Origin of the sequence: Massilia sp. X63, assembly GCF_041023745.1 — a bacterium.
Lineage (GTDB): Bacteria > Pseudomonadota > Gammaproteobacteria > Burkholderiales > Burkholderiaceae_D > Telluria.
Window position 1 is genome coordinate 538,295 of sequence record NZ_JBFTEF010000002.1, and the last position, 25,437, is coordinate 563,731.

The 25,437-nt window shown below is 66.7% G+C and carries 27 protein-coding genes; 10 read left to right on the forward strand and 17 right to left on the reverse strand.

Translation table 11 applies throughout. The features are described from left to right. Positions 1-114: 114 nt before the first annotated feature. From AB3347_RS06500 to AB3347_RS06510, 3 genes are read right to left on the reverse strand one after another with little or no spacing between them, the layout of a single operon-like run. On the reverse strand, positions 115-441 hold the full coding sequence (locus AB3347_RS06500; RefSeq protein WP_369090962.1) for a barstar family protein: 327 nt from the start codon (positions 439-441) through the stop codon (positions 115-117). A 2-nt stretch (positions 442-443) separates the two neighbouring features. Next, positions 444-1,256: a 4-hydroxy-tetrahydrodipicolinate reductase gene (gene dapB, locus AB3347_RS06505; protein ID WP_369090963.1), complete on the reverse strand. Its 813-nt coding sequence runs from the start codon at positions 1,254-1,256 to the stop codon at positions 444-446. Between the two features lie 11 nt (positions 1,257-1,267). Beyond that, positions 1,268-1,891 (reverse strand): outer membrane protein assembly factor BamE, encoded by a 624-nt coding sequence (locus tag AB3347_RS06510; protein WP_369090964.1) that lies wholly within the window; start codon positions 1,889-1,891, stop codon positions 1,268-1,270. 92 nt (positions 1,892-1,983) lie between these two features. Here AB3347_RS06510 and fur point away from each other — a divergent pair, with 92 nt between their 5' ends. After that, positions 1,984-2,412, forward strand: a complete 429-nt coding sequence (gene fur / locus AB3347_RS06515) for a ferric iron uptake transcriptional regulator (protein ID WP_159700486.1) — start codon at positions 1,984-1,986, stop codon at positions 2,410-2,412. A gap of 72 nt (positions 2,413-2,484) precedes the next feature. Here the strand turns inward: fur and hrcA are convergent, their stop codons facing one another. Then, positions 2,485-3,501 carry a heat-inducible transcriptional repressor HrcA gene (hrcA, locus tag AB3347_RS06520; RefSeq protein ID WP_369090965.1) on the reverse strand — a complete coding sequence of 339 codons (1,017 nt, stop codon included), beginning with the start codon at positions 3,499-3,501 and terminating at the stop codon, positions 2,485-2,487. A gap of 96 nt (positions 3,502-3,597) precedes the next feature. Next, positions 3,598-4,308 (reverse strand): HAD family hydrolase, encoded by a 711-nt coding sequence (locus AB3347_RS06525; RefSeq protein ID WP_369090966.1) that lies wholly within the window; start codon positions 4,306-4,308, stop codon positions 3,598-3,600. 254 nt (positions 4,309-4,562) lie between these two features. On the opposite strand from AB3347_RS06525, the gene AB3347_RS06530 reads away from it, so the two are divergent. Next, positions 4,563-5,156 carry a hypothetical protein gene (locus AB3347_RS06530; protein ID WP_369090967.1) on the forward strand — a complete coding sequence of 198 codons (594 nt, stop codon included), beginning with the start codon at positions 4,563-4,565 and terminating at the stop codon, positions 5,154-5,156. A gap of 16 nt (positions 5,157-5,172) precedes the next feature. Further along, entirely contained in the window at positions 5,173-5,820 is a 648-nt protein-coding gene (locus AB3347_RS06535; protein ID WP_369090968.1) for a hypothetical protein, read from the forward strand. 182 nt (positions 5,821-6,002) lie between these two features. On the opposite strand, the gene AB3347_RS06540 is transcribed toward AB3347_RS06535, so the two are convergent. From AB3347_RS06540 to AB3347_RS06560, 5 genes are all read right to left on the reverse strand, one after another. After that, complete coding sequence (locus tag AB3347_RS06540; protein WP_369090969.1) at positions 6,003-6,176, reverse strand: hypothetical protein; 174 nt, start codon at positions 6,174-6,176, stop codon at positions 6,003-6,005. A gap of 269 nt (positions 6,177-6,445) precedes the next feature. Beyond that, positions 6,446-7,216, reverse strand: a complete 771-nt coding sequence (rsmA, locus tag AB3347_RS06545; RefSeq protein WP_369090970.1) for a 16S rRNA (adenine(1518)-N(6)/adenine(1519)-N(6))-dimethyltransferase RsmA — start codon at positions 7,214-7,216, stop codon at positions 6,446-6,448. Between the two features lie 23 nt (positions 7,217-7,239). After that, complete coding sequence (gene pdxA / locus AB3347_RS06550) at positions 7,240-8,301, reverse strand: 4-hydroxythreonine-4-phosphate dehydrogenase PdxA (RefSeq protein ID WP_369091083.1); 1,062 nt, start codon at positions 8,299-8,301, stop codon at positions 7,240-7,242. A gap of 8 nt (positions 8,302-8,309) precedes the next feature. Further along, positions 8,310-9,713 (reverse strand): peptidylprolyl isomerase, encoded by a 1,404-nt coding sequence (locus AB3347_RS06555; protein ID WP_369090971.1) that lies wholly within the window; start codon positions 9,711-9,713, stop codon positions 8,310-8,312. Between the two features lie 103 nt (positions 9,714-9,816). Then, entirely contained in the window at positions 9,817-12,096 is a 2,280-nt protein-coding gene (locus AB3347_RS06560) for an LPS-assembly protein LptD (protein WP_369090972.1), read from the reverse strand. Positions 12,097-12,192: 96 nt separating this feature from the next. Between AB3347_RS06560 and AB3347_RS06565 the strand changes: the two genes are divergently transcribed. From AB3347_RS06565 to AB3347_RS06580, 4 genes are read left to right on the forward strand one after another with little or no spacing between them, the layout of a single operon-like run. Then, positions 12,193-13,251, forward strand: a complete 1,059-nt coding sequence (locus AB3347_RS06565; RefSeq protein ID WP_369090973.1) for an aminoglycoside phosphotransferase family protein — start codon at positions 12,193-12,195, stop codon at positions 13,249-13,251. Between the two features lie 16 nt (positions 13,252-13,267). Further along, positions 13,268-13,987: an N-acetylmuramate alpha-1-phosphate uridylyltransferase MurU gene (gene murU, locus AB3347_RS06570; protein ID WP_369090974.1), complete on the forward strand. Its 720-nt coding sequence runs from the start codon at positions 13,268-13,270 to the stop codon at positions 13,985-13,987. Further along, positions 13,984-15,339 (forward strand): aminopeptidase P N-terminal domain-containing protein, encoded by a 1,356-nt coding sequence (locus AB3347_RS06575; protein WP_369090975.1) that lies wholly within the window; start codon positions 13,984-13,986, stop codon positions 15,337-15,339. The genes murU and AB3347_RS06575 overlap by 4 nt, the downstream gene beginning before the upstream one ends. Beyond that, entirely contained in the window at positions 15,329-16,477 is a 1,149-nt protein-coding gene (locus AB3347_RS06580) for a UbiH/UbiF/VisC/COQ6 family ubiquinone biosynthesis hydroxylase (protein ID WP_369090976.1), read from the forward strand. Before AB3347_RS06575 ends, AB3347_RS06580 begins: the two co-directional genes overlap by 11 nt. A gap of 5 nt (positions 16,478-16,482) precedes the next feature. Here AB3347_RS06580 and AB3347_RS06585 read toward each other — a convergent pair whose 3' ends face one another. The 4 genes from AB3347_RS06585 to AB3347_RS06600 are packed head-to-tail and all read right to left on the reverse strand — an operon-like array spanning position 16,483 to position 19,643. Then, on the reverse strand, positions 16,483-16,704 hold the full coding sequence (locus tag AB3347_RS06585; protein ID WP_369091084.1) for a hypothetical protein: 222 nt from the start codon (positions 16,702-16,704) through the stop codon (positions 16,483-16,485). Between the two features lie 4 nt (positions 16,705-16,708). After that, positions 16,709-18,166, reverse strand: a complete 1,458-nt coding sequence (locus tag AB3347_RS06590; protein ID WP_369090977.1) for an NAD(P)(+) transhydrogenase (Re/Si-specific) subunit beta — start codon at positions 18,164-18,166, stop codon at positions 16,709-16,711. Continuing rightward, the gene (locus AB3347_RS06595; RefSeq protein WP_369090978.1) at positions 18,163-18,507 is read right to left on the reverse strand and encodes an NAD(P) transhydrogenase subunit alpha; all 345 of its coding nucleotides are present in this window, start codon (positions 18,505-18,507) and stop codon (positions 18,163-18,165) included. The genes AB3347_RS06590 and AB3347_RS06595 overlap by 4 nt, the downstream gene beginning before the upstream one ends. A gap of 23 nt (positions 18,508-18,530) precedes the next feature. Beyond that, positions 18,531-19,643: a Re/Si-specific NAD(P)(+) transhydrogenase subunit alpha gene (locus tag AB3347_RS06600; protein ID WP_369090979.1), complete on the reverse strand. Its 1,113-nt coding sequence runs from the start codon at positions 19,641-19,643 to the stop codon at positions 18,531-18,533. A 261-nt stretch (positions 19,644-19,904) separates the two neighbouring features. On the opposite strand from AB3347_RS06600, the gene AB3347_RS06605 reads away from it, so the two are divergent. Both AB3347_RS06605 and mnmA read left to right on the forward strand, forming a co-directional pair. After that, the gene (locus AB3347_RS06605; protein WP_369090980.1) at positions 19,905-20,387 is read left to right on the forward strand and encodes an NUDIX hydrolase; all 483 of its coding nucleotides are present in this window, start codon (positions 19,905-19,907) and stop codon (positions 20,385-20,387) included. Positions 20,388-20,405: 18 nt separating this feature from the next. Beyond that, positions 20,406-21,518 carry a tRNA 2-thiouridine(34) synthase MnmA gene (mnmA, locus tag AB3347_RS06610; protein WP_369090981.1) on the forward strand — a complete coding sequence of 371 codons (1,113 nt, stop codon included), beginning with the start codon at positions 20,406-20,408 and terminating at the stop codon, positions 21,516-21,518. A 31-nt stretch (positions 21,519-21,549) separates the two neighbouring features. Here the strand turns inward: mnmA and AB3347_RS06615 are convergent, their stop codons facing one another. Further along, a complete protein-coding gene (locus AB3347_RS06615; protein WP_369090982.1) occupies positions 21,550-23,310 on the reverse strand; it encodes a putative bifunctional diguanylate cyclase/phosphodiesterase in 1,761 nt (586 codons plus the stop codon). A gap of 182 nt (positions 23,311-23,492) precedes the next feature. Between AB3347_RS06615 and AB3347_RS06620 the strand changes: the two genes are divergently transcribed. Next, complete coding sequence (locus AB3347_RS06620) at positions 23,493-24,206, forward strand: GAF domain-containing protein (protein WP_369090983.1); 714 nt, start codon at positions 23,493-23,495, stop codon at positions 24,204-24,206. A 12-nt stretch (positions 24,207-24,218) separates the two neighbouring features. On the opposite strand, the gene AB3347_RS06625 is transcribed toward AB3347_RS06620, so the two are convergent. Continuing rightward, on the reverse strand, positions 24,219-24,617 hold the full coding sequence (locus tag AB3347_RS06625; RefSeq protein ID WP_369090984.1) for a response regulator: 399 nt from the start codon (positions 24,615-24,617) through the stop codon (positions 24,219-24,221). A 12-nt stretch (positions 24,618-24,629) separates the two neighbouring features. Then, positions 24,630-25,415: a 5'-3' exonuclease H3TH domain-containing protein gene (locus AB3347_RS06630; RefSeq protein WP_369090985.1), complete on the reverse strand. Its 786-nt coding sequence runs from the start codon at positions 25,413-25,415 to the stop codon at positions 24,630-24,632. Positions 25,416-25,437: the final 22 nt, after the last annotated feature.

The following is a 25,437-nucleotide window of genomic DNA, read 5'->3' on the forward strand; positions in this document are numbered from 1 at the left end:
GCGGCGAAGTGCGGCGGCGCAGTGCAGGAAGCCCGATGGGCTTGTTGTCAATGCCGCAAAAGAAAAACCGCCATCCGGCCTGTGCCTGGATGGCGGTTTGCTTGCGGCCGAGGGTTAGCGCAGCACCAGTTCCAGCGCCGGCTTCTCGCCGTAATCCTCGTAGCGCTCGTTGATGCCGCCGATGCAGAAGCTGATCTCTTCCAGCAGCTCGGGCGCCGCGGCCTTCATCTTCCCGGCATCGCTGATGACGATTTCCAGCACCTCGTTCGGCTTGAGCCGGAACTTGGTCATGTTCTCTTCGTCGCGCAGGTAGCTCATGCAATCGACCCAGGCGTCGATGCTGTCGGCATACGATTCGGGAAAGCCGAACGCGCGCCGGCTCTCCGCATGGAAGGAGGCCTCGTCGACGATGGCCGCGCCGTTCAGTTCCGCGACTGCCATGGTCAAGCCTTCAATCCGAGCACGTCCTGCATGTCGAACAGGCCGTTCGACTTGCCCGCCAGGAAACGTGCGGCGCGCAGGGCGCCGTGGGCGTAGGTGACGCGGCTGCTCGACTTGTGGCTGATCTCGATGCGTTCGCCGGTGCCGAGGAACATCACGGTGTGGTCGCCCACCACGTCGCCGCCGCGCACGGTGGCGAAGCCGATGGTCGAGGGGTCGCGCTCGCCGGTCACGCCTTCGCGGCCGTAGACTGCGCATTCCTTCAGGTCGCGGCCAAGCGCGTCGGCGATGACTTCGCCCATCCTGAGGGCGGTGCCGCTCGGCGCATCGACCTTGTGGCGGTGGTGCGCCTCGACGATCTCGATGTCGTAGCCTTCATTGAAGCTTTTCGCCGCCATCTCGAGCAGCTTGAGGGTGACGTTCACGCCCACGCTCATGTTCGGGGCAAACACGATGCCGACTTTCTCGCCGGCGGCGCGGATCGCGGCCTTCCCGGGCTCGTCGAAACCGGTGGTCCCGATCACCAGCTGCACATCGTTGGCCGCGCAGTATTCCAGGTGGCGCAGCGTGCCTTCCGGGCGGGTGAAGTCGATCAGCACGTCGGCGTCTTGCAGCGCGGCCGCGAAGTCGGACTGGATCACGATGCCGGTCAGCTGGCCGGCGAAGGCGCCGGCGTCCATGCCGATCGAGGGCGAGCCGGCGACGTCGAGGGCGCCCGCCAGCACGGCGTCGGGGGCGGCCTGGATGGCCTCGACCAGCATGCGGCCCATGCGGCCGCTGGCGCCGGCGACGGCGACCTTGATGGGAGCGCTCATGCCTGCACCGCTCATGGCTGGATCACAGGCGCGCCGCCGACCTTGGGCGCTTCCATCGGACGCGACTCCGGCTTGGCCTTGTTGCTCACCTTGGCCGGGCCGGCGATGCGGTCGATGTACTCGCGCTCGGTCGGCAGGTTGCCGCCTTCGAAGCGCTCGACCTTGTCGTCCTTGAAGAACACGGTGACGCGGCTGGTGGTCAGCTCGCCGTTGCCGCGCGCAAGGTAGAAGGGGTAATCCCAGCGGTCTTCGTGGAACGCGTCGGTGAGCAGCGGGGAACCGAGGATGAAGCGGACCTGGTCGCGCGACTGGCCGACCTTCAGCTGGTTCAGCATCTCCTGCGAGACGAAGTTACCCTGCTGGATGTCGGGGCGGTAGGGCGAGAAGATCCAGAAGAACTTCTGCAGCTTGCTGGCCTGGACGGTCTGGGCGCCGGCGTTGGCGGCGGCGGCCGATTTCTGCGCGTCGGCGACGATCGAGGCCGGGTCCGTTTCCACCGGCGGCGCAGGACGCGTCTGGTTGCGCCAGGCGGCGCAGCCGGACAGCATCAGCGTGCATGCCAGGGCGCCTGCAAGGGCTGCCTTGGCTGCGAATTTTCCAGAATCGCGGTGGAGAACGGCTTGTTTGACGCGCATAGGTAACCTCAAAACGTTTGAGCGGGAGCTCCAAAACGCTATATCATAAAGCACTATGCCAAACTACGAGCAACAAACGTGAGCGAACTGCGATGAGTAACAACCCCACCGACCTGAAGGCCAGCGGCCTGAAGGCTACCCTGCCACGCCTGAAAATCCTGGAAATCTTCCAGAACAGCTCCGTTCGGCACCTGACGGCGGAAGATGTCTACAAAATCCTCTTGGCCGACAACATGGACGTAGGCCTGGCCACCGTGTACCGCGTGCTGACCCAGTTCGAACAGGCCGGCCTGCTGAACCGCAACCATTTCGAGACCGGCAAGGCCATCTACGAGCTCAACGCCGGTTCGCATCACGACCACCTGGTCTGTCTCGACTGCGGCCACGTGGAAGAGTTCTACGACGAAGAGATCGAGTCGCGCCAGCACAAGATCGCGGTGGAGCGCGGCTTCAAGATTGCCGAGCATTCGCTGGCCATCTACGGTAATTGCGTGAAAGTGGGCTGCCCGCGCAAGGGATGATCTTTCCGGGCCCGGGCCCGGCACGCAAACAATGGGGACGCCGCCGCCGGCATCGTCCCCATTTTTCTTGCCTCAGGACTGGCTCAAGGCATTCGACAGGAGCTTCGCGGTGATGTCCACGATGGGGATCACGCGCTCGTAGGCCATGCGGGTGGGGCCGATCACGCCGAGGGTGCCGACGATGCGGCCATTGACCTCGTAGGGCGCGGTGACCACGCTCATCTCGTCCATCGGCACCAGCTTGGATTCGCCGCCGATGAAGATCTGCACCCCGCCCGCCTTGCTCGACACGTCGAGCAGCTGCATCAGGCCGGTCTTCTGCTCGAACATCTCGAACATCTGGCGCAGCGAACTCATGTTGGACGACAGGTCGGACACCGACAGCAGGTTGCGCTCGCCCGCGATCACCATGTCGTCGCCCTCGGCCATCGCCTCGCTGCCGGCCTGCACCGCCACCTGCATCAGCCTGCCCATGTCGTCGCGCAGCTGGGCAAGTTCGCCGCCCAGGCGCTTGCGCACCTCGTCGAAGGTTAGCCCGGCGTAGTTCTGGTTCAGGTAGTTTGCCGACTGGATCAGCTGGCCCGGCGTGTAGTCGACGTCGGTGAGCAGCAGGCGGTTCTGCACGTCGCCGCGCGGATCGACGATCACCAGCAGGATGCGCTTCTCGGACAGGCGCAGGAATTCGATCTGCTGGAACACCGACTCGCGCCGCGGGCTTTGCACCACGCCGGCGAACTGCGACAGCGAGGACAGCATCTGGGCCGCGTTGGCGATGATCTTCTGCGGCTGCTGCGCCGGCAGGCGCATGTTCTGGGCGGCGGCAGCCTGCTCGTCGATGTGCTGCACGGTGAGCAGGGTGTCGACGAACAGCCGGTAGCCGCGCGGCGTCGGGATGCGGCCGGCCGAGGTGTGCGGGCTGGCCACGTAGCCCATTTCCTCGAGGTCGGCCATGATGTTGCGGATCGTGGCCGGCGACAGGTCGAGGCCGGAAATCTTCGACAGCGCACGCGAGCCGACGGGCTGGCCGTCGGCGATGTAGCGCTCGACGAGGGCTTTGAGCAGGGTCTGGGCGCGGGGTTCGAGTTGCATGGGTTGGGGAAAGCAGCAAAGGCCGGTCATCCGGGATCGGGCCATCAGCCTCTATTATGCACGTTCTTGTACACGTGCGGCTGTGCACGGCGCCAGTCAGGCATGCTCGCGCCTGAGCCAGTCCAGCAGGCCGTCCAGGCTGTTCACCTCGGCGTCCGGCCGGACCTGGTCCGGCAAGTAGTTGACCTGGCCGATCCGGTTCATCCACACGGCGCGCAGGCCGGCGCGCTGGGCGCCGTACACGTCGAGCCGCAGGTCGTCGCCCACGTAGACTGCCTCCTGCGGCGCCACATCCAGCAGGCGGCAGGCTTCCAGGAAGATCTTCGCGTCCGGCTTGGCGACGCCGAAGGCGGGCGCCGACACCGAGGCGTCGAAGTGGCGCGCCAGGCCGATGGTCTGGAGGTCGGCATTGCCGTTGGTGACCGAACCGATGCGCACCCTGCCCTTCAGGCGCAGCAGGCCGGGCAGCACGTCATCGTAGGGGATCACGGCGTTGCGGGCGGCGAAGAATTCGGTCATCGCCAGCTCCACCTTGCCGGCATCCTCGCCGGCCTGCTCGAAGGCGGCGATCAGGCCGGCGCGGCGCAGGGCGCCCAGGTCGAGCTGGAATTCGGGCTGGCGCGCCAGCAGCTCGAGCCGGGCCTGGCGCAGCGTGTCGATCGTGAACTGCTGCGCCACGCGCGGCGCGTGCTGGCGCAGCCAGGCGAACAGGATCTGCTCGGCCTCCAGGATCACCGGGGCGATCGGCCACAGGGTGTCGTCGAGGTCGAACAATACGGCTTTGGGCCAGGCGCGGCGAGGGTTCATGATGTGGGTCGATGGCAAGGTGGGCGAAGCTGGGGGATCAGGCCAAGCATAGCGAGCGCGCCCGTAGAAATCAATCCGGCACAGGAGTCCGGCTACCGGCGGTTACAGCATGATACAAAGGCAAACCGTCCAGCTGCTTGCCAAATGCACTAAAATGTTGGGCGATATATCCTGGGCGATGCCCGCCCAACAGCGTGTCTATTGATCAATTGAACACGCTTTGCACGTCCACCAGTCAGATTTTTGGAGAAATTATGAAGAGTTCGACCCTGCGTGCCGGTGCTGCCCTGGCATGCGCGCTGGCGCTGAGCGCGTGCGGCGGTAGCGATGGCGACCTGTATCTCGGCGGTTCGTTCGCCGGCGTCACCAAACCGGGCCTGGTTTTGACGAACAACGGCGGCGACGACCTGGTCGTCAATCCGACCAGCACCGGCCTCGGTGAGTTCTACTTCTCCAAACTGGTCGAGACCGATTCGAGCTACAACGTCAAGGTCAAGAGCATCCCGAGCAACGCGCTCGAGTGCAAGGAATACGACAATACCGGCAAGGTGGCATTCAGCATCAACACGGTGCGCATCGTCTGCACCATCAAGCAGCACGAGCTGAAAGGCAGCGTCACCGGCCTGACCGGCAACAACCTGGTGCTGGTCAACGGCGCCGACAAGGTCGCCGTCGCCGCGGGCGCCACCGCGTTCTCCATGGCCAAGATCAACGAAGACGCGCCCTACGGCGTCGCCATCCTGACCCAGCCCGACAACCAGACCTGCACGGTCGCCAACGGCACCGGCGTGATGGGCGCGGCCGACGTCAGCAACGTGGCGGTCACCTGCGGCCCGCGTACTCAATAAACCTGGAGCATACTGAATGAAGTTTTCCCTGATCCGTCCGGCAAGCATGCTGGCAATGGCACTGGGCCTCGCTTCCTGCGGCGGCGGTGGCGACGACAATTACACGGTGAGCGGCACCGTCGATGGCCTGATCTACCCAAGCCTGGTGCTGAGCAACAACGGCAGCGACATCACGGTGGCGCCGCCGGCCAAGGCAGGCGAACAGGTCACCTTCAGCTTCCCGAACAAGCTCGAGTACGGCGACACCTACAACGTCGTGATCAAGACCAACCCGCCGCACCAGACCTGCGGCGTGCATCCGAACTTCCCGGCAAGCAACGCCGACACGGCCGGCCGCCTGGCGTCCATCACCGCCCGTTTCGTGTGTGCCATCAACGAATACACCGTCGGCGGCAAGGTAACCGGCCTGACCAAGGACAATACCGGGCTGGTGATCGCCAACGGCAGCACCACCGGCACCACCGCGCTGACCGCAGCCGACACCAACACCACCGGCGCCGCCTTCGACTACCAGTTGATCCTGCCGGTGCAATACGGCCAGACCTACGGCGTGACCATCGTCACCCAGCCGAAAGACCGCACCTGCACGATCGCCAACCCGACCGGCACCATGGGCGATGCCAACGTGACCAACGTCGACATCACCTGCGTACCGAACAGCTGAGAGATATTCGCCAAGCTTATGTCGAATATTTGAAAGGGAAATTGGACTTATATGCTGTGACGCAGCATACTAACTCCTGTCTCCTCCAACTCTCCTCAGAAAAGAATTGGATTTAAGCCCGCCTCAACCGCGGGCTTTTTTTTGCCCGCGCGCCGCGCCTGGCTGCGAAACGCGCCGGAAGATCAGGCCGGACGCTTGGCGCTGACCTTGACCACGGCGACCTGCGAGGCGCCGACCGACACCTGGGCGTTGTAGGCATCGGCCGCGCGGCTGGTGGCCGCCTGCGCATAGCTGCTGACGCCGGCGAGGACCAGGGCGGCGATGAAGATGGCTTCCATGTGCTTGAGGACGTTCATTTTGTGCTCCCTTCGGTAAGTTGGCTGGCCGCTTCGTTCTCTGCTGCGGCTTTCGATGGGAGCACTTTACGCAATGGCCTCCGCCGTCTCCAGCGGCGTGCGATGGAATGCAAAAAACGGTGGATGAAGGGACGAAAAGCGCGATGCGCTGCCATGGTGCAGCGCAATGTAGAGCTAGATGGGGGGGCTGAAGCCAGGCTGCCGGCGCCGGCCGAAGCGAGCGGCAGTAAATGATCCGTCACCCCGGCGCAGGCCGGGGTCCAGCTTGCTTACAATAGGTTCGCCAAGGCCACATACTGCTCCAGGCCGACCGCTTCCGGACGCGCGCCCGGATCGATCCCTGCCTCGACCAGCTGGGCCTCGGTGAACATGCCTGCCACGCAGTTGCGGATCACCTTGCGGCGCTGCGAGAAGGCCTTGGCGACCACCTTTTCCAGCGTGGCGCCGTCGACGTCCAGCATCTGGCGCTTGGGGATCATGCGCACGATTGCCGAATCGACCTGCGGTGGCGGGTCGAAGGCGGTCGGCGGGACGATGAACAGCAGGTCCATGTCGTAGCGCCACTGGAGCATCACCGACAGGCGGCTGTAGGCCTTGGTGCCCGGCTCGGCCACCATGCGCTCGACCACTTCCTTCTGCAGCATGAAGTGCTGGTCCTCGACCAGCGGCGCGAATTCGGCCAGGTGGAACAGCAGCGGGCTCGAGATGTTGTACGGCAGGTTGCCGACCACGCGCAGCTTCTGCCCTTCGGGCACCGGGATCGAACCGAAGTCGAACTTCAGGGCATCGCCCGAGTGCACGGTAAGCTTTTCGCGCGGGTAGGCTTTTTCGAGGCGCGCCACCAGGTCGCGGTCCAGTTCGACCACATGCATGTGGTCGAGCGACTTGAGCAGCAGCGCCGTCATGGCGGCCAGGCCCGGCCCGATCTCGACCATCGTTTCGCCGCGGCGCGGCCCGATGGCGTCGATGATGTTGTCCAGGACGAGTTTGTCGGTCAGGAAGTTCTGGCCGAAGCGCTTGCGTGCAACGTGTTTGCTCATGGATTTCTGTTAGTTGTTCTTTATTATGGCTGGCGTGCCGCCCTTTGAGCGTCAACCATCTGCATGGCGGCGCGGATCGCCTCTTCCATGCTGCCGCAGTCGGCCAGGCCCAGCCCCTGCGCTGCGAGGTCGAGCGCAGTGCCGTGGTCGACCGAGGTGCGCACGATCGGCAGGCCGAGCGTGACGTTGATGCCGCGCCCGAAGGTGGCGTGCTTGAGCACCGGCAGGCCCTGGTCGTGGTACATCGCCAGCACGCAGTCGGCGTCCTGGAGGTACTTCGGCTGGAACAGGGTGTCGGCCGGATACGGCCCGCGCGCGTCGATGCCGCGCGCCCGCGCCGCTTCCAATACCGGCGTGATGACCTCGATCTCTTCGCGCCCCAGGTAGCCGTTCTCGCCCGCGTGCGGGTTCAGGCCGGTGACCAGGATGCGCGGCGCGGCGATGCCGAACTTGCCTTTCAAGTCGCGGTCGAGGATGTCGATCACCTGGGTCAGGTTGTCGACCGTCAGCGCGCCCGGGACGTCCTTGAGCGGCAGGTGGGTGGTGGCCAGCGCCACCCGCAGATAGGGCTGCTCATTTCCCCCTGCCGCGGCAGGCTGCCCGGCCAGCATCATCACGACCTTGGGCGTGCCGGTCTTCTCGGCCAGGTATTCGGTGTGGCCCGAGAAGGCCACGCCGGCGTCGTTGATCGTGCTTTTCTGGAGCGGGGCGGTGACGATGCCGTCGAACCAGCCGGCCTGGGCGCCTTCGATGGCGAGGTCCAGGGTGGCCAGCACGGCGCGGCCGTTTTCCGCATCGAGGGTGCCGGGCACCACGTGCGCGGCGAGCGGCACGTCGATCACGGCCAGGCGCTCCTTGCCGAAGTGCGGCAGGCCGCCGTTGCGCAGCGCCTGGATCGACAGGGCCGACAGGCGGATGGCGGGATCGATCAGGCTGGCGGTGAGCGCCAGGAAGGCGGCGTCGCCGACCAGCACGCAGTTGGCGGACTCGCGCAGCGCCCAGGCCGCGCGGATCGCGATCTCGGGACCGATGCCGGCCGGCTCGCCGACCGTGACCGCGAGGGTTGGCCGGCGTCCGTTCGGCATGGCCATGATTACTGCTCCTCGCGGAACTCGACGTAGGCGCGGTCGCGCACCTGGCGCATCCAGTCCTCCAGCCCTTCCTGCAGCTTGCGCTCGCGCAGGACCTGACGTGCCATGTCGCGTTCGCGCTGCTTGCTCTGGTCTTCGCTCTTGCGCTCGGTGACGCGCAGCAGGTGGAAACCGAACGGCGACTCGATGACGTCGGAGACTTCGCCCGGCTTCAGGGTGGCCAGGGCCTGGTCGAATTCCGGACCGGCGTCGCCCGGTTCCAGCCAGCCCAGGTCGCCGCCCTTGGCCGCGCTGGCCGGTTCCTGGCTGTTCTGGCGCGCCAGGTCTTCGAAGCTGGCGGCCTTGCTGACGATTTTTTCTTTCAGCTCGAGCAGCTTCTTCTTGACCTCGGCCGCGTTCATGGTCGGCGTCGGCTTCATGAGGATGTGGCTCACACGGGTCTGCTGGACCACGGCGCCGTCGGGCGCGGCGGCGTCGGCCAAGTTGCGCTGGTCCGCCATCTTGAGGATGTGGAAGCCGACGTTGGTCTTGATGATCGGGGTCACCTGGCCCGGCTTGAGCTTGCGCAGTTCGGTGGCGAAGACCGGCGGCAGGCGGTCCACGTCGCGCCAGCCGATCTCGCCGCCCTTCAGGGCGTCGGCGGCGTCGGAATAGGTTGCCGCCATCTTGCTGAAGTCGGCGCCGGTGCGCAGCTGGCGCGCGACTTCGTCGGCGCGCGCGCGGCGTGCCGCGATCTGCTCGGGCGAGGCGTTCTCGGGCACCGCCACCAGGATCTGCGACAGGTTCATCTCGACCTTGTCTGCGGAGGCGGCTTTCGAGGCGGTCAGGTAGGTGTCGATCTCGGCTTCCGAGACCTGGATCTTGGAATCGACCTCGTGCTCGCGCAACTGCTGCATCATGATTTCGTTGCGGATGTCTTCGCGGAACTGGCCGTAGGGCAGACCCTCTTTTTCCATCTGATTGCGCATCTCCTGCACCGACATCTTCTGGTTTTCGGCGATGCGGCCGATGGTGGCGTCGAGCCTGCGGTCGTCGACGCGCACGCCCATTTCCTTGGCCAGCTGGAGCTGCGCGCGCTCGACGATCATGGCCTCGACCACCTGGCGTTCCAGGGTCGACTGGTCCGGCAGCTGCACGTTGCGCGCTTTCAGGTTCTGCGCGGTCTGGGCCACGCGATTGCGCACCTCGTTCTTCGTGATCACTTCGTCATTGACGACCACGTGGATCGAATCGAGCACCTTGGCATTGCTGGATGCCGGCGGCAGGAAGCCGCTGCCCGGCTTGGTGGCCGCATTGGCAGCCGGCGCCGTCGCTTGGGCCATGACCTGGCCCGCGGTCAATGCGCACAGCAGGGCTGCGGCGAGCGCGGCCTTTGCAGGCTTGCCTGCGCGCTTGGAAATGTGCATACGGGTGGAACGCGTCATCTGGAAAGCACTCATTCAGGGTGAATAATCATTCAATTGCCAACCACGCAGTGTACTCCACAGCGTTTTAAAGCGTCCTTAAATTTCAGGGACGCCCCACATTGCTGTTCAGCTGCGTATAGCCCGGCACGCTCTTGTTGAACGTCTCGAGCGGGTTGCCCGACCCCAGGCGCGACAGGCCGTTGAGCTCGAGCTGGAAGAAGATCGGCGTCGAGGTGGTCTGGGCGGCGGTCACGAAACGCTGGACCCCGGCGCGGAACACCCAGCAATCGGCCTTGTACTCGAGACCGACCAGGCTCTCGAGCAGCTTGCCCTTGCCCGGCGTCGCGCTGCCCACGGTGTACGATCGCAGCGCATAGCTGACGCGCCCGACGCCATACCAGCGCGCCGACAGCGGCCATTGCGCCGACAGGTCGACGTTGCGGAAGCTGCCGCGCTGGTAGCGGTATTCGGCGTTCAGGACCTTCATCGGGGCCGGCCGCCACTGCGTGCTCAGGTTCGAGCTGTACAGGTTGCTGCCGGTCGCGTCGTATTGTACGCCGCTATCGAAGCTCCAGGTCTCCGAAATGCGGCCCGAGGCCGCCAGCAGCAGGTCGGAACGGCTCTGGTGCAGCGGCTCGCCCGGCAGGCGCACGCGCGGCTCCTTGAGGTAGAGGCGCTGGCCGACGGCCAGGCGCAGGCGCTCGGCGCCGTCCGGCTGGATGTAACGCGACACCACGGCGGCGGTCAGCTGGTTGGCGTCCGACACGCGGTCGGCGCCGACGTAGCGGTTCTCGCTGAACAGCTGGGCGTAGTTGAAGCCGGAACGGCCGGTGTCGAAGTTCGGGAACAGGCTCTGGTCCTTGTACGGCGTGTACACGTAGAACAGGCGCGGCTCCAGGGTCTGGGTGCCGGCGCTGCCGAACAGCGAGGCCTCGCGCTCGAAGATCATGCCGCTGTCGAGCGAGAAGGTGTTCAGGCTGCGCGACAGCTTGGTCGGGCCGGTGTAGCTGTTGGTCCGGTCCAGGTCGTACTTGGTGTGGTGGCTGATTACCTTGGGCGTGACGAACCAGCCCGGACGCACCCACGGATAGCTGACCTGGGCCACGGCCACTGCGCGGTTGCCGCGCACCCAGTCCGGGTGCCAGAAGCTGACCGCCTCGGCGTCGACGGCCCAGTCGAAGCCCTTCACATCGTAGCGGCCGGCGTGGAAGTTAATCTGCGGCAGGCGGTCGTAGGGACGCGGCACCGCCAGGCCGTTGGTCGGCGTCGCGGCCGGATCCTGCAGCACCTGGTAGTTCTGGGCGCGCGCGGACAGGCTCCAGTACTGGCCGACGTAGTCGGTGCGCACCTCGCGCAGCAGCTGGCGCTCGGCGCTGGCGGCCACGGTGCGCGAAAAGTCGCTCGGGTATTCGTCGTCGGAAGCGGCGTGCAGGTTCCAGCCGTAGGACCAGCCCGGGCCCAGGGCCTGGGTATGGACCGAGTCGACGCGCCAGCGGTCCTCGCCGGTCTCGCGGTCGTGACGCAGGCCTTCGACGTGGGTTTCGCCGTTGTAGGCGCCGAGACCGGTGACGCCGAGGTAGCGCCCGGTGGCGCCGAGCTGCAGGCCGCGGTCGAGCATCAGGCGCGGGAACAGGGTCAGGTCGCGGTTTGGCGCGATGTTGAAGTAATACGGCACCATGACCTCGGCCTTGCCCTTGGAGCCGAAGCCCACGGTGGGCGCCAGCCAGCCGGAGCGGCGCGCGCCCGACAGCGAGAACGACAGGGCCGGGGTGCCGAGGATCGGCACGTCCTTGAAATAGATGACCGTCTTGCCGGCCAGGCCGACGTCGCGGCCGCTGTCCAGGCGCAGCGTGCTCGACTTGAGGTACCAGTCGGGGTCCGGCCCTTCGCAGGTGCTGTAGGTGCCGTCGCGCACCAGCGCCACGTCTTCGCCGAGGAAGTCGATGCGCGAGGCATTGCCCTGGGCGTTGTTCAGCTGCAAACGGTACTCGGGACGCAGCACATAGCCCTTGCCGGTCTCCAGGTTCAGCTGCAGCTCGTCGCCCTTGTAGCGGTCGCCGAAACGCCACATGTTGACGTTGCCGATGGCGGTGACCTGGTCTTCGATCCGCAGGTAGCAGGCGGTGTCGGCGGTCAGGCGGGTCTGGCCGCGGGTCAGTTCGACATTGCGCTCGAGGTTGATCTGGCGGTCGGGACGGCCGCTGATCTCCTCGGCACGGATCGTGATCGGGAGGTCTTGCTCATCCCGGCTTGTGCTCGACTGTGGCGCGGGAGCGACGTCCTGTGCATGCAGCGGCAACGAAACGCCGGCGGCCGCACTGGCCAGTACATACAATGCGAGCGCCTGTCGCGGAGGAAATGGGTGGGCCGAAAACCAGCTCATGGAGAATCTGCGTGCGCCATAAAGGGCGGTATTTTTGGAATGAATCCCTTATTATATGGGAATAACTTTGATCAACCCGATTCACCAGGCCGCTTCATGTCATCTTTGTATCAAAATTCTTCCACTTCCGCTGATAAGGACGCGCGCCTGCAGCAGCTGACCGAATGGCTGGCCTCGACCGGCCTGGTGGAAGTGGAAACCGGCCGCCCGGCATCCGCGGATGCCAGTTTCCGACGTTATTTCCGCTACGACGTCGTTCCCGCCATGCGCGAGAAACTGGGCGCGACCCTGGTGGCCATGGATGCGCCGCCGGAACGCGAGAACGTGCCCGCCTTCATCCACGTGCAAGGCCTGCTGCTGGATGCCGGCGTCACGGTGCCGGCCATCGTCGCCAGAGCCGTCGAGAGCGGCTTCCTGCTGCTGTCCGACCTCGGCGTGACCACCTACCTGCAGCGCCTGGATGCGGACAATGCCGCCTTCATGTACTCGGACGCGGTCGACGCCCTGCTCAAGTTCCAGCTCGCCAGCCAGCCCGGCAAGCTGCCCGAGTTCGACCGCGCCTTCGTGCTGCGCGAGATGAATTTGTTCCCCGAGTGGTATATCGAACGCCACCTGGGCGTGAAACTGGACGACAAGCAGCAGGCGCAACTGGACAAGGTGTTCGAGGCGATCACCGCCAACGTGCTGGCCCAGCAACAGGTCTACATGCACCGCGATTTCCATTCGCGTAACCTGATGTGGCTCGAACAGGGCAATCCGGGGGTGCTCGACTTCCAGGACGCGGTCTACGGCCCGATCACCTACGACCTGGCTTCGCTGCTGCGCGACGCCTACGTCCAGTGGGACGAAGAGATCGTGCTGGACTGGGTGGTGCGCTACTGGCAGAGCGCCAAGCAGGTCGGCCTGCCGGTGAATCCGGACATCGACGCCTTCTACCGCGACTTCGAATTCATGGCCCTGCAGCGCCACCTGAAGATCCTCGGCATCTTCTGCCGCCTGAACTACCGCGACAGCAAGCCGAACTACATGGGCGACCTGCCGACGGTGATGGACTACGTGCGCCGCACCGCCAACCGCTACACCGAACTCAAGCCGCTGATCCGCCTGCTCGACGCGCTCGAGGACAAGGCGCCGGCGGTCGGCTACACCTTCTGACGACGGGTCCATTCTCATGAAAGCCATGATTTTCGCCGCCGGCCGCGGCGAGCGCATGCGTCCGCTCACGGACGCCTGCCCCAAGCCGCTGCTCAAGGTGCGCGGACGTCCGATGATCACCTACCACGTGCTGAACCTGGTGCGCGCCGGGATCAAGGACATCGTCATCAACCACTCGCACCTCGGCCACATGATCGAGGAAGAGCTGGGCGACGGCAGCAAGTATGGCGCGCGCATCGTGTACTCGCACGAGCCGACCCCGCTGGAAACCGCGGGCGGCATCGCCAACGCCCTGCACCTGCTGGGCGACGAGCCTTTCCTGGCGGTGTCGGGCGACATCTACGCGCCCTACTTCGATTTTTCCCAGGTGTTCGACGTCCTGAAGGACAAGGACATGCTGGGCATCCCCTACCCGCCGGACAAGCGCGACATCGCCTGGCTGTGGCTGACGCCGAACCCCTGGCACAACCCGGGCGGCGACTTCGCGCTCGACATGTACACGCTGCGCAACGACGGCCCGGCCAAGTGGAACTTCGCCGGCATCGGCGTCTACCGCCCCGAGATGTTCGAGGGCATCCAGGCGGGCGACTTCGTCAAGTTCGGCCCCCTGATGCGCAAGTTCATCGAGCAGGGCCGCGTGGGCGGCGAGCTGTACCAGGGCCTATGGGTCAACGTCGGCACCGCGCAGCAGCTGGAAGAACTCAACGCGCCGCTGGCGGCCAAGACGGGTTCATGACCGCGGCCGCCGCGACGCACATCGAACGCCGCGCGCGCCTGGCGGCGCGCATGCAGCCGGGATCGGTCGCGGTGCTGGCCACCGCGCCGGAAGTGCTGCGCAACGGCGACAGCGACTACCCCTACCGGCACGACAGCTATTTCTATTACCTGACCGGCTTCGCGGAGCCGGAAGCCGTGCTGGTACTGCTTGCCGCGACGGGCGGCACGCCGGCGCGCGCGATCCTGTTCTGCCGCGAGAAGAACCCGGAGCGCGAGATCTGGGACGGCTACCGCTACGGCCCGGAAGCGGCGCGCATCGCCTTTGGCTTCGATGAAGCCTTCCCCATCGGCGAACTCGATGCGCAGATGGGCAAGCTGCTGGCCGACGTGCCGGCGCTGTACTACGCGCTCGGCCACAGCGCGGCGCTCGACGCCCAGGTAAGCGGCTGGCTCAAGGCCGTGCGCGCCCAGGGCCGCAGCGGCATTGCCGCGCCCGCCTCCACCCACCACCTGCTCGGCATCCTCGACGAGATGCGCCTGCTGAAGGACGCCGGCGAACAGGCGCTCATGGGTCGCGCCGCGGCGCTCGCCGCCGGCGCCCATGCGCGCGCGATGCGGTTTACCCGCCCCGGCGTGTTCGAATACGAGATCGAGGCCGAGCTGCTGCACGAATTCCGCCGCCACGGCGCCCAGTTCCCGGCCTATACCCCGATCGTGGCCTCCGGCCCGAATGCCTGCGTGCTGCACTACAACCAGAACAATCGCCAATGCCGCGAAGGCGAGCTGGTGCTGGTCGATGCCGGCTGCGAGTTCGACGGCTACGCCTCGGACATCACGCGCACCTGGCCGGTGAGCGGACGCTTCAGCGAAGCGCAACGGGTCCTGTACGCGCTGGTGCTGCAGGCGCAGCAGGCTGCCTGCGCCGAAATCGTGCCCGGCAAGCCCTACAGCGCAATGCACGAAGCGGCCGTCGGGGTGCTGGCGGCCGGCATGCTGGACCTCGGCCTGCTCGACAAGAACAAGTACGGCTCGCCCGAGGACGCGATCGCCGCCAAGGCCCACCTGCAGTTCTACATGCACGGCACCGGCCACTGGCTGGGGATGGACGTGCACGACGTCGGCCCCTACCGCGACCTGGCCCAGGCCGAGCGCCCCTCGCGGCCCCTGCTCCCGGGCATGGCGCTGACGGTGGAGCCGGGCCTCTACGTGCGCCCGGGCGAAGGCGTGCCGGAGCAATACTGGAACATCGGCATCCGGATCGAGGACGACGTGGTCGTCACGGACGACGGCTGCCGCGTGCTGTCCGGCGACGCCCCGAAAGCCGTGGCGGACATTGAAAACTTGATGAAGGAGCGCGTGCATGGCGGATGAACGCCTGGATATCGATGTGGCGATCTGCGGCGCCGGCCCGGTCGGGCTGGCGCTGGCCGCCTTCCTGGCGCGGCGTGGCGTGGACGGCAAACGGATCGCCCTCGTCGACGCCAAGTCGCTGGGCCAGGCGATCAGCGACCCGCGCTCGATCGCGCTGTCCTGGGGCAGCGTGCAGCTGCTGGACGAAGTGCGGTCCTGGCCGCTGCCGGCCACCCCGATCCACGAAATCCATGTCTCGCGCCGCGGCCAGCTGGGGCGCAGCCTGATGGACCGCGCCGAGCACGGGCTGCCGGCGCTGGGCTATGTGGCGCGCTACGGCGACGTGGTGGATGCGCTGGCGCGCGCCTGCGACAAGGCCGGCGTGACGACGCTGCGCCCGGCCCGGGTCGAGACCTTCGACGAACAGCACGACGGCGTGGCGCTGCGCCTGGACGATGGCCGTACCGTGTTCGCCCAGGTGGCGGTGCAGGCCGAGGGCGGCGTGTTCGGCCAGCAGGACAGCCGCGCCCAACAGCGCGACTACGGCCAGACCGCCCTGATTGCACGCGTCAGCGTGAGCGAGCCGGTGGCGCAGCGCGCCTTCGAGCGCTTCACCGACGAAGGCCCGCTGGCCCTGCTGCCGCAGGACGGCGGCGATGGCCACCAGTATGCGCTGGTCTGGTGCATGCGCCCCGAGCGCGCGGTCGACGTCCAGATGCTCGACGATGCCGCGTTTCTTGCCCAGCTGGGCGAGGCCTTCGGCACCCGCCTGGGCACGTTCACCGCCGCCTCGCCGCGCGTCGCCTTCCCGCTCGGCCTGAACGCCGAGGCGCGCGCCACCGCGCGGACGGTCGCGATCGGCAATGCCGCCCAGACCCTGCACCCGGTCGCCGGCCAGGGCCTGAACCTGGGGCTGCGCGATGCAGCCGTGCTGGCGCGCCAGCTGGCGCGCGGCGCCAGCCCAGGCGCGGTGGACGGTTTCATGAACGAGCGCGCCCAGGACCGCCGGCTGACGATCTCGCTGACCGACACCATGGCGCGCGCCTTCACCGGCGGCGGCCCGCTGCAGCCGCTGCTCGGGCTGTCGCTGGCGGCGCTGGATGTCGTGAAACCCGCGCGCCTGCTGCTGGCCGACCTGATGATGTTCGGCCGCCGCTGATCCGGTCAGGAACCGAGACGCCGCGCCGTCGGCCGGCGCGGGCTGGCGTCTTCGTGGAACAGGTCGGCCAGGTAGTCCAGCAGGCCGTCCTCGGGGGTGTCATGCGGGACGACAAAATCGGCAGGGCGGCGCTTGCCCTCGCTGCCGGGATACCAGGCCTGCCAGCTGCCCGGCGCGCCGCTGATGTCGACCCGCCTGCCGAACACGTCGAAGCGCAGCACCGTCAGCTCCTTATTCGACCGCCTTGACCATCGATTCGATCACCTTCTTGGCATCGCCAAAGACCATCATCGTGTTGGGCTGGTAGAACAGTTCGTTGTCCAGGCCGGCGTAACCCGAGGCCATCGAACGTTTATTCACGATGATGCTCTTGGCTTTGTAGGCCTCGAGGATGGGCATGCCGGCGATCGGCGATTTCGGATCCTTGGCCGCCGGGTTCACCACGTCGTTCGCTCCCAGCACCAGCACCACGTCGGTCTGGCCGAACTCGCCGTTGATGTCTTCCATCTCGGCCACCTGGTCGTAGGGCACCTCGGCCTCGGCCAGCAGCACGTTCATGTGGCCGGGCATGCGGCCCGCCACCGGGTGGATCGCGTAGCGCACCTGCACGCCGTGCTCGGTGAGCTTGTCCACCAGTTCCTTCACCGCGTGCTGGGCGCGCGCCACCGCCAGGCCGTAGCCGGGGACGATGATCACCGATTCGGCATTCTGCAGGATGAAGGCGGCATCGTCGGCCGAGCCGGACTTGACCGGGCGCTGTTCCCGGGCGCCGCCATCGTCGACGACGGCCTCGCCGCCGAAGCCGCCCAGGATCACGTTGAAGAAGGAACGGTTCATCGCCTTGCACATGATGTACGAGAGGATCGCGCCGCTCGAGCCCACCAGCGAGCCGGCGATGATCAGCATCGAGTTGTTCAGCGAGAAGCCGATGCCCGCCGCCGCCCAGCCCGAGTAGGAGTTCAGCATCGACACCACCACCGGCATGTCGGCGCCGCCGATCGGGATGATGATCAGGACGCCCAGCACGAAGGACAGCGCGGCCATGACGATGAACGGGGTCCAGGCCGGGGCCACGTTGTCGTCGAAGCAGAACACCAGGCCCAGCGCCACGATCGCGATGGCCAGCACCAGGTTCAAAATGTGCTGGCCGGCGAAGCGCACCGGCGCGCCCTGGAACAGGCGGAATTTGTATTTGCCCGACAGCTTGCCGAAGGCGATCACCGAACCCGAGAAGGTCACCGCGCCGACGAAGGTGCCGATGAACAGCTCCAGGCGATTCCCGAAAGGCAGCGCGCCGCCACGCTCGGCAATCTTGAAAGCCCAGGGTTCGGACACCGCGGCGATCGCGATGCACACCGCGGCCAGGCCGATCAGCGAGTGCATCGCCGCGACCAGCTCCGGCATCTTGGTCATCTCGACCTTTTTTGCCGCCACCGCGCCGATCGCGCCGCCGACCACCACCCCCAGCAGCACCAGGGTGAAGCCCATGCCGCTGCCCGTGGCCAGTTCCGCCTGCAGCTTGAGCATCAGGGCGATGGTGGTGACAACCGCGATCGCCATGCCGGCCATGCCGAAGGTATTGCCGATGCGCGCCGTCGACGGCGAGGACAGGCCCTTGAGCGCCTGGATGAAGCAGACCGACGCCACCAGGTAGAGCAGCGTCACGACATTCATGCTGATGAAGTTCATGCCCGTTCCTCCGCTGCAGCGGTCTTCGCGGCCGCCGGATCGCCGGACCGTTTCGGTTCCTTCTTCTTGAACATCTCGAGCATGCGGCGCGTGACCATGAAGCCGCCGAAGACGTTGACGGCGGCCAGCGCCACCGCGATGGTGCCGGCCACCTGCCCGGCCAGCCCTTCGGTGAGGCCGGCGGCCAGCATGGCGCCGACGATGATGATGGCCGAGATCGCGTTGGTCACCGCCATCAGCGGCGTATGCAGCGCGGGGGTGACGTTCCAGACCACGTGGTAGCCGACGTAGATGGCCAGCACGAAGATGATCAGGTTGATGATGGTATGGCTGATGTCCATGCTTCGCTCCTCGTGTCCGGTTCTTATGTGCGCAACACTGCCCCGTCCGCGCACACCAGGGTGGCGCGCACGATCTCGTCCTCGCGGTCGATCGCGAACCTGTCTTCCTTGTCGATGACCAGCTTGAGGAAGTCGAGCACGTTGCGGGCGTACAGGGCCGAGGCGTCGGCCGCCACCAGCGAGGCCAGGTTCGGCTCGCCGATGATGTGCACGCCGTGCTTGATCACCGTGCGGCCCAGTTCCGTCAGCGGGCAGTTGCCGCCCTGCTCGATCGCCATGTCGACGATGACCGAACCGGGCTTCATGGCCCGCACCGTCTCTTCGGAAATCAGGATGGGCGCCTTGCGGCCCGGGATCAGGGCGGTGGTGACGATGATGTCGGCCAGTTTGGCGCGCTCGTGCACCAGCGCCGCCTGGCGCTGCATCCAGGCGGCCGGCATCGGCCGCGCGTAGCCGCCTGCGCCTACCGCGATCTCGCGCTCCTCGTCGGTCTCGTAGGGCACGTCGATGAACTTGGCGCCGAGCGATTCCACCTGTTCCTTCACCGGCGGGCGCACGTCGGAGGCTTCGATCACGGCGCCCAGGCGCTTGGCGGTGGCGATGGCCTGCAGGCCGGCCACGCCGACGCCCATGATCAGGACCCGCGCCGCCTTGACCGTGCCGGCGGCCGTCATCAGCATCGGCATGAAGCGCTGGTAGGTGTTCGCGGCCAGCATCACGGCCTTGTAGCCGGCGATGTTGGCCTGGCTCGACAGCACGTCCATCGACTGGGCGCGCGTGATGCGCGGCGCGGCCTCCAGCGCGAAGGCGGTCAGGCCGGCGCCGGCGAGCAGCGCCAGGTTCTCGGTATCGAAGGGATTGAGCATGCCGACCAGCACGCTGCCGGGCCGCATGCGGCTGCATTCGGCGGCGTCGGGACTGCGCACCTTGAGCACCATGTCGGCGCCGAAGGCGGTGGCGTTGTCGACGATGGTGGCGCCGGCCGCCTCATAGGCGGCGTCGGGGCAGGAGGCGCGTACCCCGGCGCCGCTTTCCACCAGCACCTGGTGGCGCGCGGCCAGCTTCTTGACGGTTTCGGGAGTTGCAGCAACGCGGGTCTCGCCCGGCCTGGTCTCGGCCGGTATGCCAATTCTCATGAATCCCTCCGTTCAGTGGACACATCTGTCCACAATCTATCATGTATTTATATCAAGTGCGCATGCAAATTGCTTAAAAACAAATACCAAAAAATTAATCATCGATTGTCGCGAAAAGCCGGCAAGCCGACCAGCGCTGCGCACCCATTGTTTGCAACAGATCAAGGCCATTTAACGACAGGCAAGCGCACCGTAGCGCCGGTGGATGAGCAGAGATGCTGTGTGTCAAGGTAAAATGTCGGCTCATTATCAAGGACGCGCATGACCGATATCTTCAAACCATCCGTGACCGTTGCCGCGATCATCGAGCGCGAGGGACGCTTCCTGCTGATCGAGGAAGAAACGAGCGAAGGCGTGAAGCTGAACCAGCCGGCCGGGCACCTCGACCCGCACGAGTCGCTCGAGCAGGCGGTCGTGCGCGAAGCGCTGGAGGAAACCGCGCACGAATTCATCCCGACCGCGCTGGTGGGCATGTACATGTCGCGTTACCATTCGAAATCGCGCGGCGCCGACGTCACTTACCTGCGCTTCACCTTCTGCGGGCATGCCGGCCGCGAACTGGACCAGCCGCTCGACGAGGGCATCCTGCGCACCATGTGGATGACGCGCGACGAGATCGCCGCCACCGCCGAGCGCCATCGCAGCCCGATCGTGCTGCAGTGCGTGGACGACTACCTGGCCGGCCACCGCACGCCATTACACCTGCTGTACACCCATCCTTCGGTCTTCGAGGGTGGTATTTAAAAGAATACGGAAACAGAAATGAGCAAGAAAAAAGTCGTGATCGGGATGTCGGGCGGCGTCGACTCCTCGGTCGCGGCGTGGATGCTGAAGGAACAGGGCTACGAAGTCATTGGCCTGTTCATGAAGAACTGGGAAGACGACGACGACTCGGAATACTGCTCGACGCGCCAGGACTGGATCGACGCGGCCAGCGTGGCCGACGTGGTCGGGGTCGACATCGAGGCCGTCAACTTCGCCGCCGAATACAAGGACCGCGTGTTTGCGGAATTCCTGCGCGAATACCAGGCCGGCCGCACGCCCAACCCGGATGTGCTGTGCAATGCCGAGATCAAGTTCAAGGCCTTCCTCGACCATGCGATGAAGCTGGGCGCCGACCTGATCGCGACCGGCCACTACGCCCGCGTGCGCGAGAACGACGGCCGGTTCGAGCTGCTGAAGGCCTTCGACCACACCAAGGACCAGAGTTACTTCCTGCACCGCCTGAACCAGGCGCAGCTGTCGAAGTCGCTGTTCCCGCTGGGCGAGATCCCGAAGACCGAGGTGCGCAAGATCGCCGAACGCCTGGGCCTGCCCAACGCGCAGAAGAAGGACTCGACCGGCATCTGCTTCATCGGCGAGCGCCCGTTCCGCGAGTTCCTGAACCGCTACCTGTCGCACAAGCCGGGCCCGATGAAACTCGACACCGGCGAGACCGTGGGCGAGCACATCGGCCTGTCCTTCTATACGCTGGGCCAGCGCAAGGGCATCGGCATCGGCGGCCTGAAGTCGCGCAAGACCGCGGACGGCACCAGCGAGCCGTGGTTCGTGGCGCGCAAGGACGTGGCCAGCAACACGCTCTACATCGTGCAGGGCCACGACCACCCGTGGCTGCTGTCGCCGCACCTGGAAGCCGGCCAGGCCAGCTGGACCGCGGGCGAACCGCCGGCGCCGCCGGGCGAGGGCCGCGTGCTGTCCGCCAAGACCCGCTACCGCCAGGCCGACGTGGCCTGCACCGTGCGCGCCGACGGCATGCAGCGCTTCGCGCTCGATTTCGCCGAGCCGCAGTGGGCGGTGACGCCGGGGCAGTCGGCCGTGCTGTATGACGGCGACGTGTGCCTGGGCGGCGGGATCATCGATACCAACGCCGCCTGATGTTCACGCGCGGTCGGCAGAGCCGACCACCCTACCTGACGGCCAGCCAGGCCGCCAGCGCAGCCGGCGCCATCGGCCGCCCGTAGTAATACCCCTGCGCCTCGTCGCAGCCGGCCGCGCGCAGCAGCTGCGCCACCTCCTCCGTCTCCACGCCTTCCGCCACCACCCGGTGGCCGAGGTCGTGCGACAGCTTGATCATGGTCGTCACCAGCGCGTGCGTGCGCTCGTCCTTCTCCATGCCGCGGACAAACGACTGGTCGATCTTGACCACGTCGGCCGGCATGTCCTGCAAATACGACAGGCTGCTGTAGCCGGTACCGAAGTCGTCGATGGCGATCCCGACGCCGCCCGCGGCCAGGCGCGCCATGGTGTCGTGCGCCGCCTTTGGTTTACGCATCAGCGCGCTTTCCGTCATTTCCAGCGCCAGGCAGGAGGCCGGCAGGCCGTGGCATGCCAGGCCGTCCAGCACGCGATCGCAGAAATCGGGTTCCTCGAGGTTCACCGCGGAGACGTTGACCGCCACCTGCAGCGTCACGCCCTGCTCGCGCCAGGCCGCCAGCTGGCGCAGCGCCGCTGCCAGCACCCATTCGGTGGTGGCGCGCGCCAGCGAGGTGGCCTCGACGATCGGCATGAATTCGCCCGGCGGGATCGGGCCGGTCTCGGGATGGTTCCAGCGCAGCAGGGCCTCCACCCCGACGCAGCCGCCATCGCGCAGCGAGACCTTGGGCTGGAAGACCAGGTGCAGCTCGCCTGCTTGCGCCAGCGCGCGACCGAGCTCGCTGATCAGCCAGAAGCGGTGCCGGTAGGCGGCGTCCTGCTCGGGCGAATACACGCGCAGGCCGGACTCGGCGTCGCGCGCGTCGTGGGCGGCGCTGTGCAGGTTGCGCAGCACGTCGAGCGGCGCGTCCTGGCCCACCGCGAAGCGCACCAGGCCCACGGTGGCGGTGGTCAGGAAGCCGGCCTGCCCCATCGGCACGCGCGCGGCCAGCCAGTCCATCAGCGTGGCGCTGAAGCGCGCCAGCGACAGGCCGAGCGGGGCCAGGAACACGAACTGGGTCGGGCCGACGTGGTAGATCTTGCCGCTGCCGGCCAGGCGGCGCAGCGCCGGCACGGCGGCGCGCACGATATCGTCGAGCCAGGCGCTGCCCATCACCCGCATCGCGTCGCTCAGCTCTTCCGGCGTGGCCAGGCTGACCAGCGCGGCCAGCTGGGGCGAACCTGCGGGGTGGACGATGACGAGGTCGCGCGCGTCGCTGACGAACTGGTTCCGGTTGGGCAGGCCGCTGACCGGATCGATCCGTCCCAGCGCATGCTGCAGTTCGATCTGCGCCATCACCATGGCGGCCAGGTCGGCGAGCGTGGCGCGGTCCGCCTCCGTGACGGTGCGCGGCTCGGTGCCGAGCACGCACATCGCACCCAGGCAGTGGCCGGCTTTCGTCACCAGCGGCGCACCGAGGTAGAAACGGATCCCGCTCTCGGCCAGCAGGCTGTCGCGGAAACAGGCGTTCTCCAGCAGGTCCGGCACGGCCAGCATCGCGCCGCTCTCGGCTACCTGGGCGCACGGCGCCTTCAAACGCGGGATCGTGTCGTGCTCGACGCCCACCTTCGACTTGAACCACTGGCGATCGACGTCGGTGAGCGACACCGCAGCGATCGGCAGCTGGAACAACTGCGCGGCCATGCGCGTGATGCGGTCGAAGGCTTCGCTGGGCGCGGTATCGAGCAGTTCCAGCTGGCGCAGGGCTTCCAGCCGAGCGGCTTCCTCGATCGACGGTTCATACGGTGAATGCATGGGCGGCCTTGGCTTCGCACACCCGAGAAGGCGCACGTATTTATCGGAAATGACGATTATAGAGGTTTTCTTGGCTAAATTAATACGCGTGGTCAATATTTTTATACATACATACGCATTTCCGTCAAATATTGTCGCAATTCGGGTAGAATGCCTGGGTCGATACACAACCACCAATGAACATGAGCGAGGACGATCCGATCCTGACGACGCGGGAGGCGGCACACCTGCTGGGCGTTGCCGTCAGTACCGTGCAGATCTGGATGGAGAACGGGGCGCTGCCGGCCTGGAAAACGCCCGGCGGGCACCGGCGTGTGCGCCTGAGCGCGGTGCGCCAGCTGCAGGTGCAGCAGGGACAGCCGGGCAGCGCGCCGTCCGCCAGCCCCGCGGACGAGTCCGCGAGCGCAGCCGCGGCGCCCGCTGCCGCCATGGAGGCACTGCCGGCCTATGACGTGATGTCCAGCCATGCCCTGCTCGACACGCCCCCCGAGGAAGTCTTCGACCGCCTGGCGCGGCTGGCCGCGCACGTGACGGACTGCCCGATCGCGCTGGTCACGGTACTGACCCCGCAGCGCCAGTGGTTCAAGGCGCGCGTCGGGCTCGACCTGCGCGAGACGCCACGCGAGTGGGCATTCTGCAACGGGGCGCTGGCCACCGGCGACATCTTCGTGGTGAGCGATGCCGCCACCGACCTGCGCTTCGCCGACAACCCGCTGGTCACGCGGGCGCCCTACGTGCGCTTCTATGCCGGCGTGCCGCTGCAGGATGCGCAGGGGCGCCGCTTCGGTACCCTGTGCGTGCTGGACCGCGAGCCGCGCCGCCTGCGCGAGCGCGAGCTGCGCGCCTTGCACGAGCTGGCGGCAATCGCCTCGGACGAGATGAAGCGGCGCGGCTGACCTGCGCGCCGGCTAGCCGGCGCCGCCGGCGGCCGCCTGCTGCTTGCGCACCACCGCGATCACGGTATTGCGGATCGTCTTGAGCACGGTTTCCGCCTTGAAGGGCTTGACGATGAAGCCATGCACGCCGCGCCCCAGCGCATCCTGGATGGCGGCGGCGTCGAGCGTGCCCGAGACCATGAAGATCATCGCCTTCGGCAGCTGTGCGCGCAGTTCCTCGACGATGCGGCTGCCGTCCTCGACCTGCTCGCGGGCGATGCAGACGATCTGGGGGCGGTGCTTCATCGCCAGCCCGTAGCCCAGCGTGCCGGTGTGGGTCTGCGCGACGACCTCGTAGCCGCCGTCCGTCAGCACGGTGTTGAGCAGGCCGCGCGCGATGGCGCTGCCGTCCACGATCAATGCCTTGAGCATCGCGTCAATCCTTCAGTTCGATTCATAAGCCAGCATGTTCCAGGTGACGCCGAGGCGCACGTCCAGCTTGAGCGACACCAGGCAGCGCGATATGGCGAGTATCTCACGCTCGGCGCGCAGCCTTTCGCCCAGCGGGGTCTTGAGGATGCCGGCGCCCGCCACCACCGCGTCCAGGCTGCCGTAGGCATTGAGCAGGCGCGCCGCGGTCTTCATGCCGATCTTCGACACGCCGGGCACGCCATCGGTCGGATCGCCCATCAGCGCCAGCAGGTCGTGCAGCAGTTCCGGCGCCACGCCGAAGCGCTGGCGCACCCAGGCGTCGTCATGCCATTCGTTCTTGAAGTGGTCCCACACCAGCGCGCCGTGCGCGATCAGGATGTGCAGGTCCTTGTCGGTAGTCGCGACGATGGCCTCGCCGCGCGCTTCCTGCAGCCAGCGCATCACGCCGGTCGCGATCACGTCGTCGGCCTCGACCTCGGGGACGGCCAGCACCTGCAGGCCGGCCTGGCGCAGGCGCTCGTGGAATTCCGGCAGCGCCTCGCGCAGCGGCGCCGGCATGGCGGCGCGCCCTTCGCGGTAGCGCGGATAGAGCGCGTGGCGCCAGTTGGGGCCGCCGTAGTCGAAGGCCGCCAGCACGTGGGTCGGCGCATGCGCTTCCAGCACGTTGCGGAAGGACGAGAACGCATGGCGCAGCGCGATGCTGGCCTTCAGGTCGGAGTCGGGCTCGGGGCTGGCCTCGTAGACGCGGCGCACGATGTTCAGGCCATCGATCGCGAGCAGCTTTCCCTGTTTGCTCATGGTGGTGCGGGAGTGGTTGCGG

Excerpts from the sequence above, each read along its gene's own strand:
- AB3347_RS06500 (WP_369090962.1), bottom strand. The coding sequence starts at position 441 with ATGGCAGTCGCGGAACTGAACGGCGCGGCCATCGTCGACGAGGCCTCC.
- AB3347_RS06525 (WP_369090966.1), bottom strand. The coding sequence starts at position 4,308 with ATGAACCCTCGCCGCGCCTGGCCCAAAGCCGTATTGTTCGACCTCGAC.
- AB3347_RS06590 (WP_369090977.1), bottom strand. The coding sequence starts at position 18,166 with ATGAACTTCATCAGCATGAATGTCGTGACGCTGCTCTACCTGGTGGCG.
- AB3347_RS06605 (WP_369090980.1), top strand. The coding sequence starts at position 19,905 with ATGACCGATATCTTCAAACCATCCGTGACCGTTGCCGCGATCATCGAG.
- AB3347_RS06615 (WP_369090982.1), bottom strand. The coding sequence starts at position 23,310 with ATGCATTCACCGTATGAACCGTCGATCGAGGAAGCCGCTCGGCTGGAA.
- hrcA (WP_369090965.1), bottom strand. The coding sequence starts at position 3,501 with ATGCAACTCGAACCCCGCGCCCAGACCCTGCTCAAAGCCCTCGTCGAG.
- AB3347_RS06510 (WP_369090964.1), bottom strand. The coding sequence starts at position 1,891 with ATGCGCGTCAAACAAGCCGTTCTCCACCGCGATTCTGGAAAATTCGCA.
- AB3347_RS06575 (WP_369090975.1), top strand. The coding sequence starts at position 13,984 with ATGACCGCGGCCGCCGCGACGCACATCGAACGCCGCGCGCGCCTGGCG.
- mnmA (WP_369090981.1), top strand. The coding sequence starts at position 20,406 with ATGAGCAAGAAAAAAGTCGTGATCGGGATGTCGGGCGGCGTCGACTCC.
- AB3347_RS06565 (WP_369090973.1), top strand. The coding sequence starts at position 12,193 with ATGTCATCTTTGTATCAAAATTCTTCCACTTCCGCTGATAAGGACGCG.
- murU (WP_369090974.1), top strand. The coding sequence starts at position 13,268 with ATGAAAGCCATGATTTTCGCCGCCGGCCGCGGCGAGCGCATGCGTCCG.
- AB3347_RS06580 (WP_369090976.1), top strand. The coding sequence starts at position 15,329 with ATGGCGGATGAACGCCTGGATATCGATGTGGCGATCTGCGGCGCCGGC.
- dapB (WP_369090963.1), bottom strand. The coding sequence starts at position 1,256 with ATGAGCGCTCCCATCAAGGTCGCCGTCGCCGGCGCCAGCGGCCGCATG.
- fur (WP_159700486.1), top strand. The coding sequence starts at position 1,984 with ATGAGTAACAACCCCACCGACCTGAAGGCCAGCGGCCTGAAGGCTACC.
- rsmA (WP_369090970.1), bottom strand. The coding sequence starts at position 7,216 with ATGAGCAAACACGTTGCACGCAAGCGCTTCGGCCAGAACTTCCTGACC.
- AB3347_RS06540 (WP_369090969.1), bottom strand. The coding sequence starts at position 6,176 with ATGAACGTCCTCAAGCACATGGAAGCCATCTTCATCGCCGCCCTGGTC.
- AB3347_RS06630 (WP_369090985.1), bottom strand. The coding sequence starts at position 25,415 with ATGAGCAAACAGGGAAAGCTGCTCGCGATCGATGGCCTGAACATCGTG.
- AB3347_RS06625 (WP_369090984.1), bottom strand. The coding sequence starts at position 24,617 with ATGCTCAAGGCATTGATCGTGGACGGCAGCGCCATCGCGCGCGGCCTG.
- AB3347_RS06600 (WP_369090979.1), bottom strand. The coding sequence starts at position 19,643 with ATGAGAATTGGCATACCGGCCGAGACCAGGCCGGGCGAGACCCGCGTT.
- AB3347_RS06620 (WP_369090983.1), top strand. The coding sequence starts at position 23,493 with ATGAGCGAGGACGATCCGATCCTGACGACGCGGGAGGCGGCACACCTG.
- AB3347_RS06555 (WP_369090971.1), bottom strand. The coding sequence starts at position 9,713 with ATGCACATTTCCAAGCGCGCAGGCAAGCCTGCAAAGGCCGCGCTCGCC.
- AB3347_RS06560 (WP_369090972.1), bottom strand. The coding sequence starts at position 12,096 with ATGAGCTGGTTTTCGGCCCACCCATTTCCTCCGCGACAGGCGCTCGCA.
- AB3347_RS06595 (WP_369090978.1), bottom strand. The coding sequence starts at position 18,507 with ATGGACATCAGCCATACCATCATCAACCTGATCATCTTCGTGCTGGCC.
- AB3347_RS06535 (WP_369090968.1), top strand. The coding sequence starts at position 5,173 with ATGAAGTTTTCCCTGATCCGTCCGGCAAGCATGCTGGCAATGGCACTG.
- pdxA (WP_369091083.1), bottom strand. The coding sequence starts at position 8,301 with ATGCCGAACGGACGCCGGCCAACCCTCGCGGTCACGGTCGGCGAGCCG.
- AB3347_RS06530 (WP_369090967.1), top strand. The coding sequence starts at position 4,563 with ATGAAGAGTTCGACCCTGCGTGCCGGTGCTGCCCTGGCATGCGCGCTG.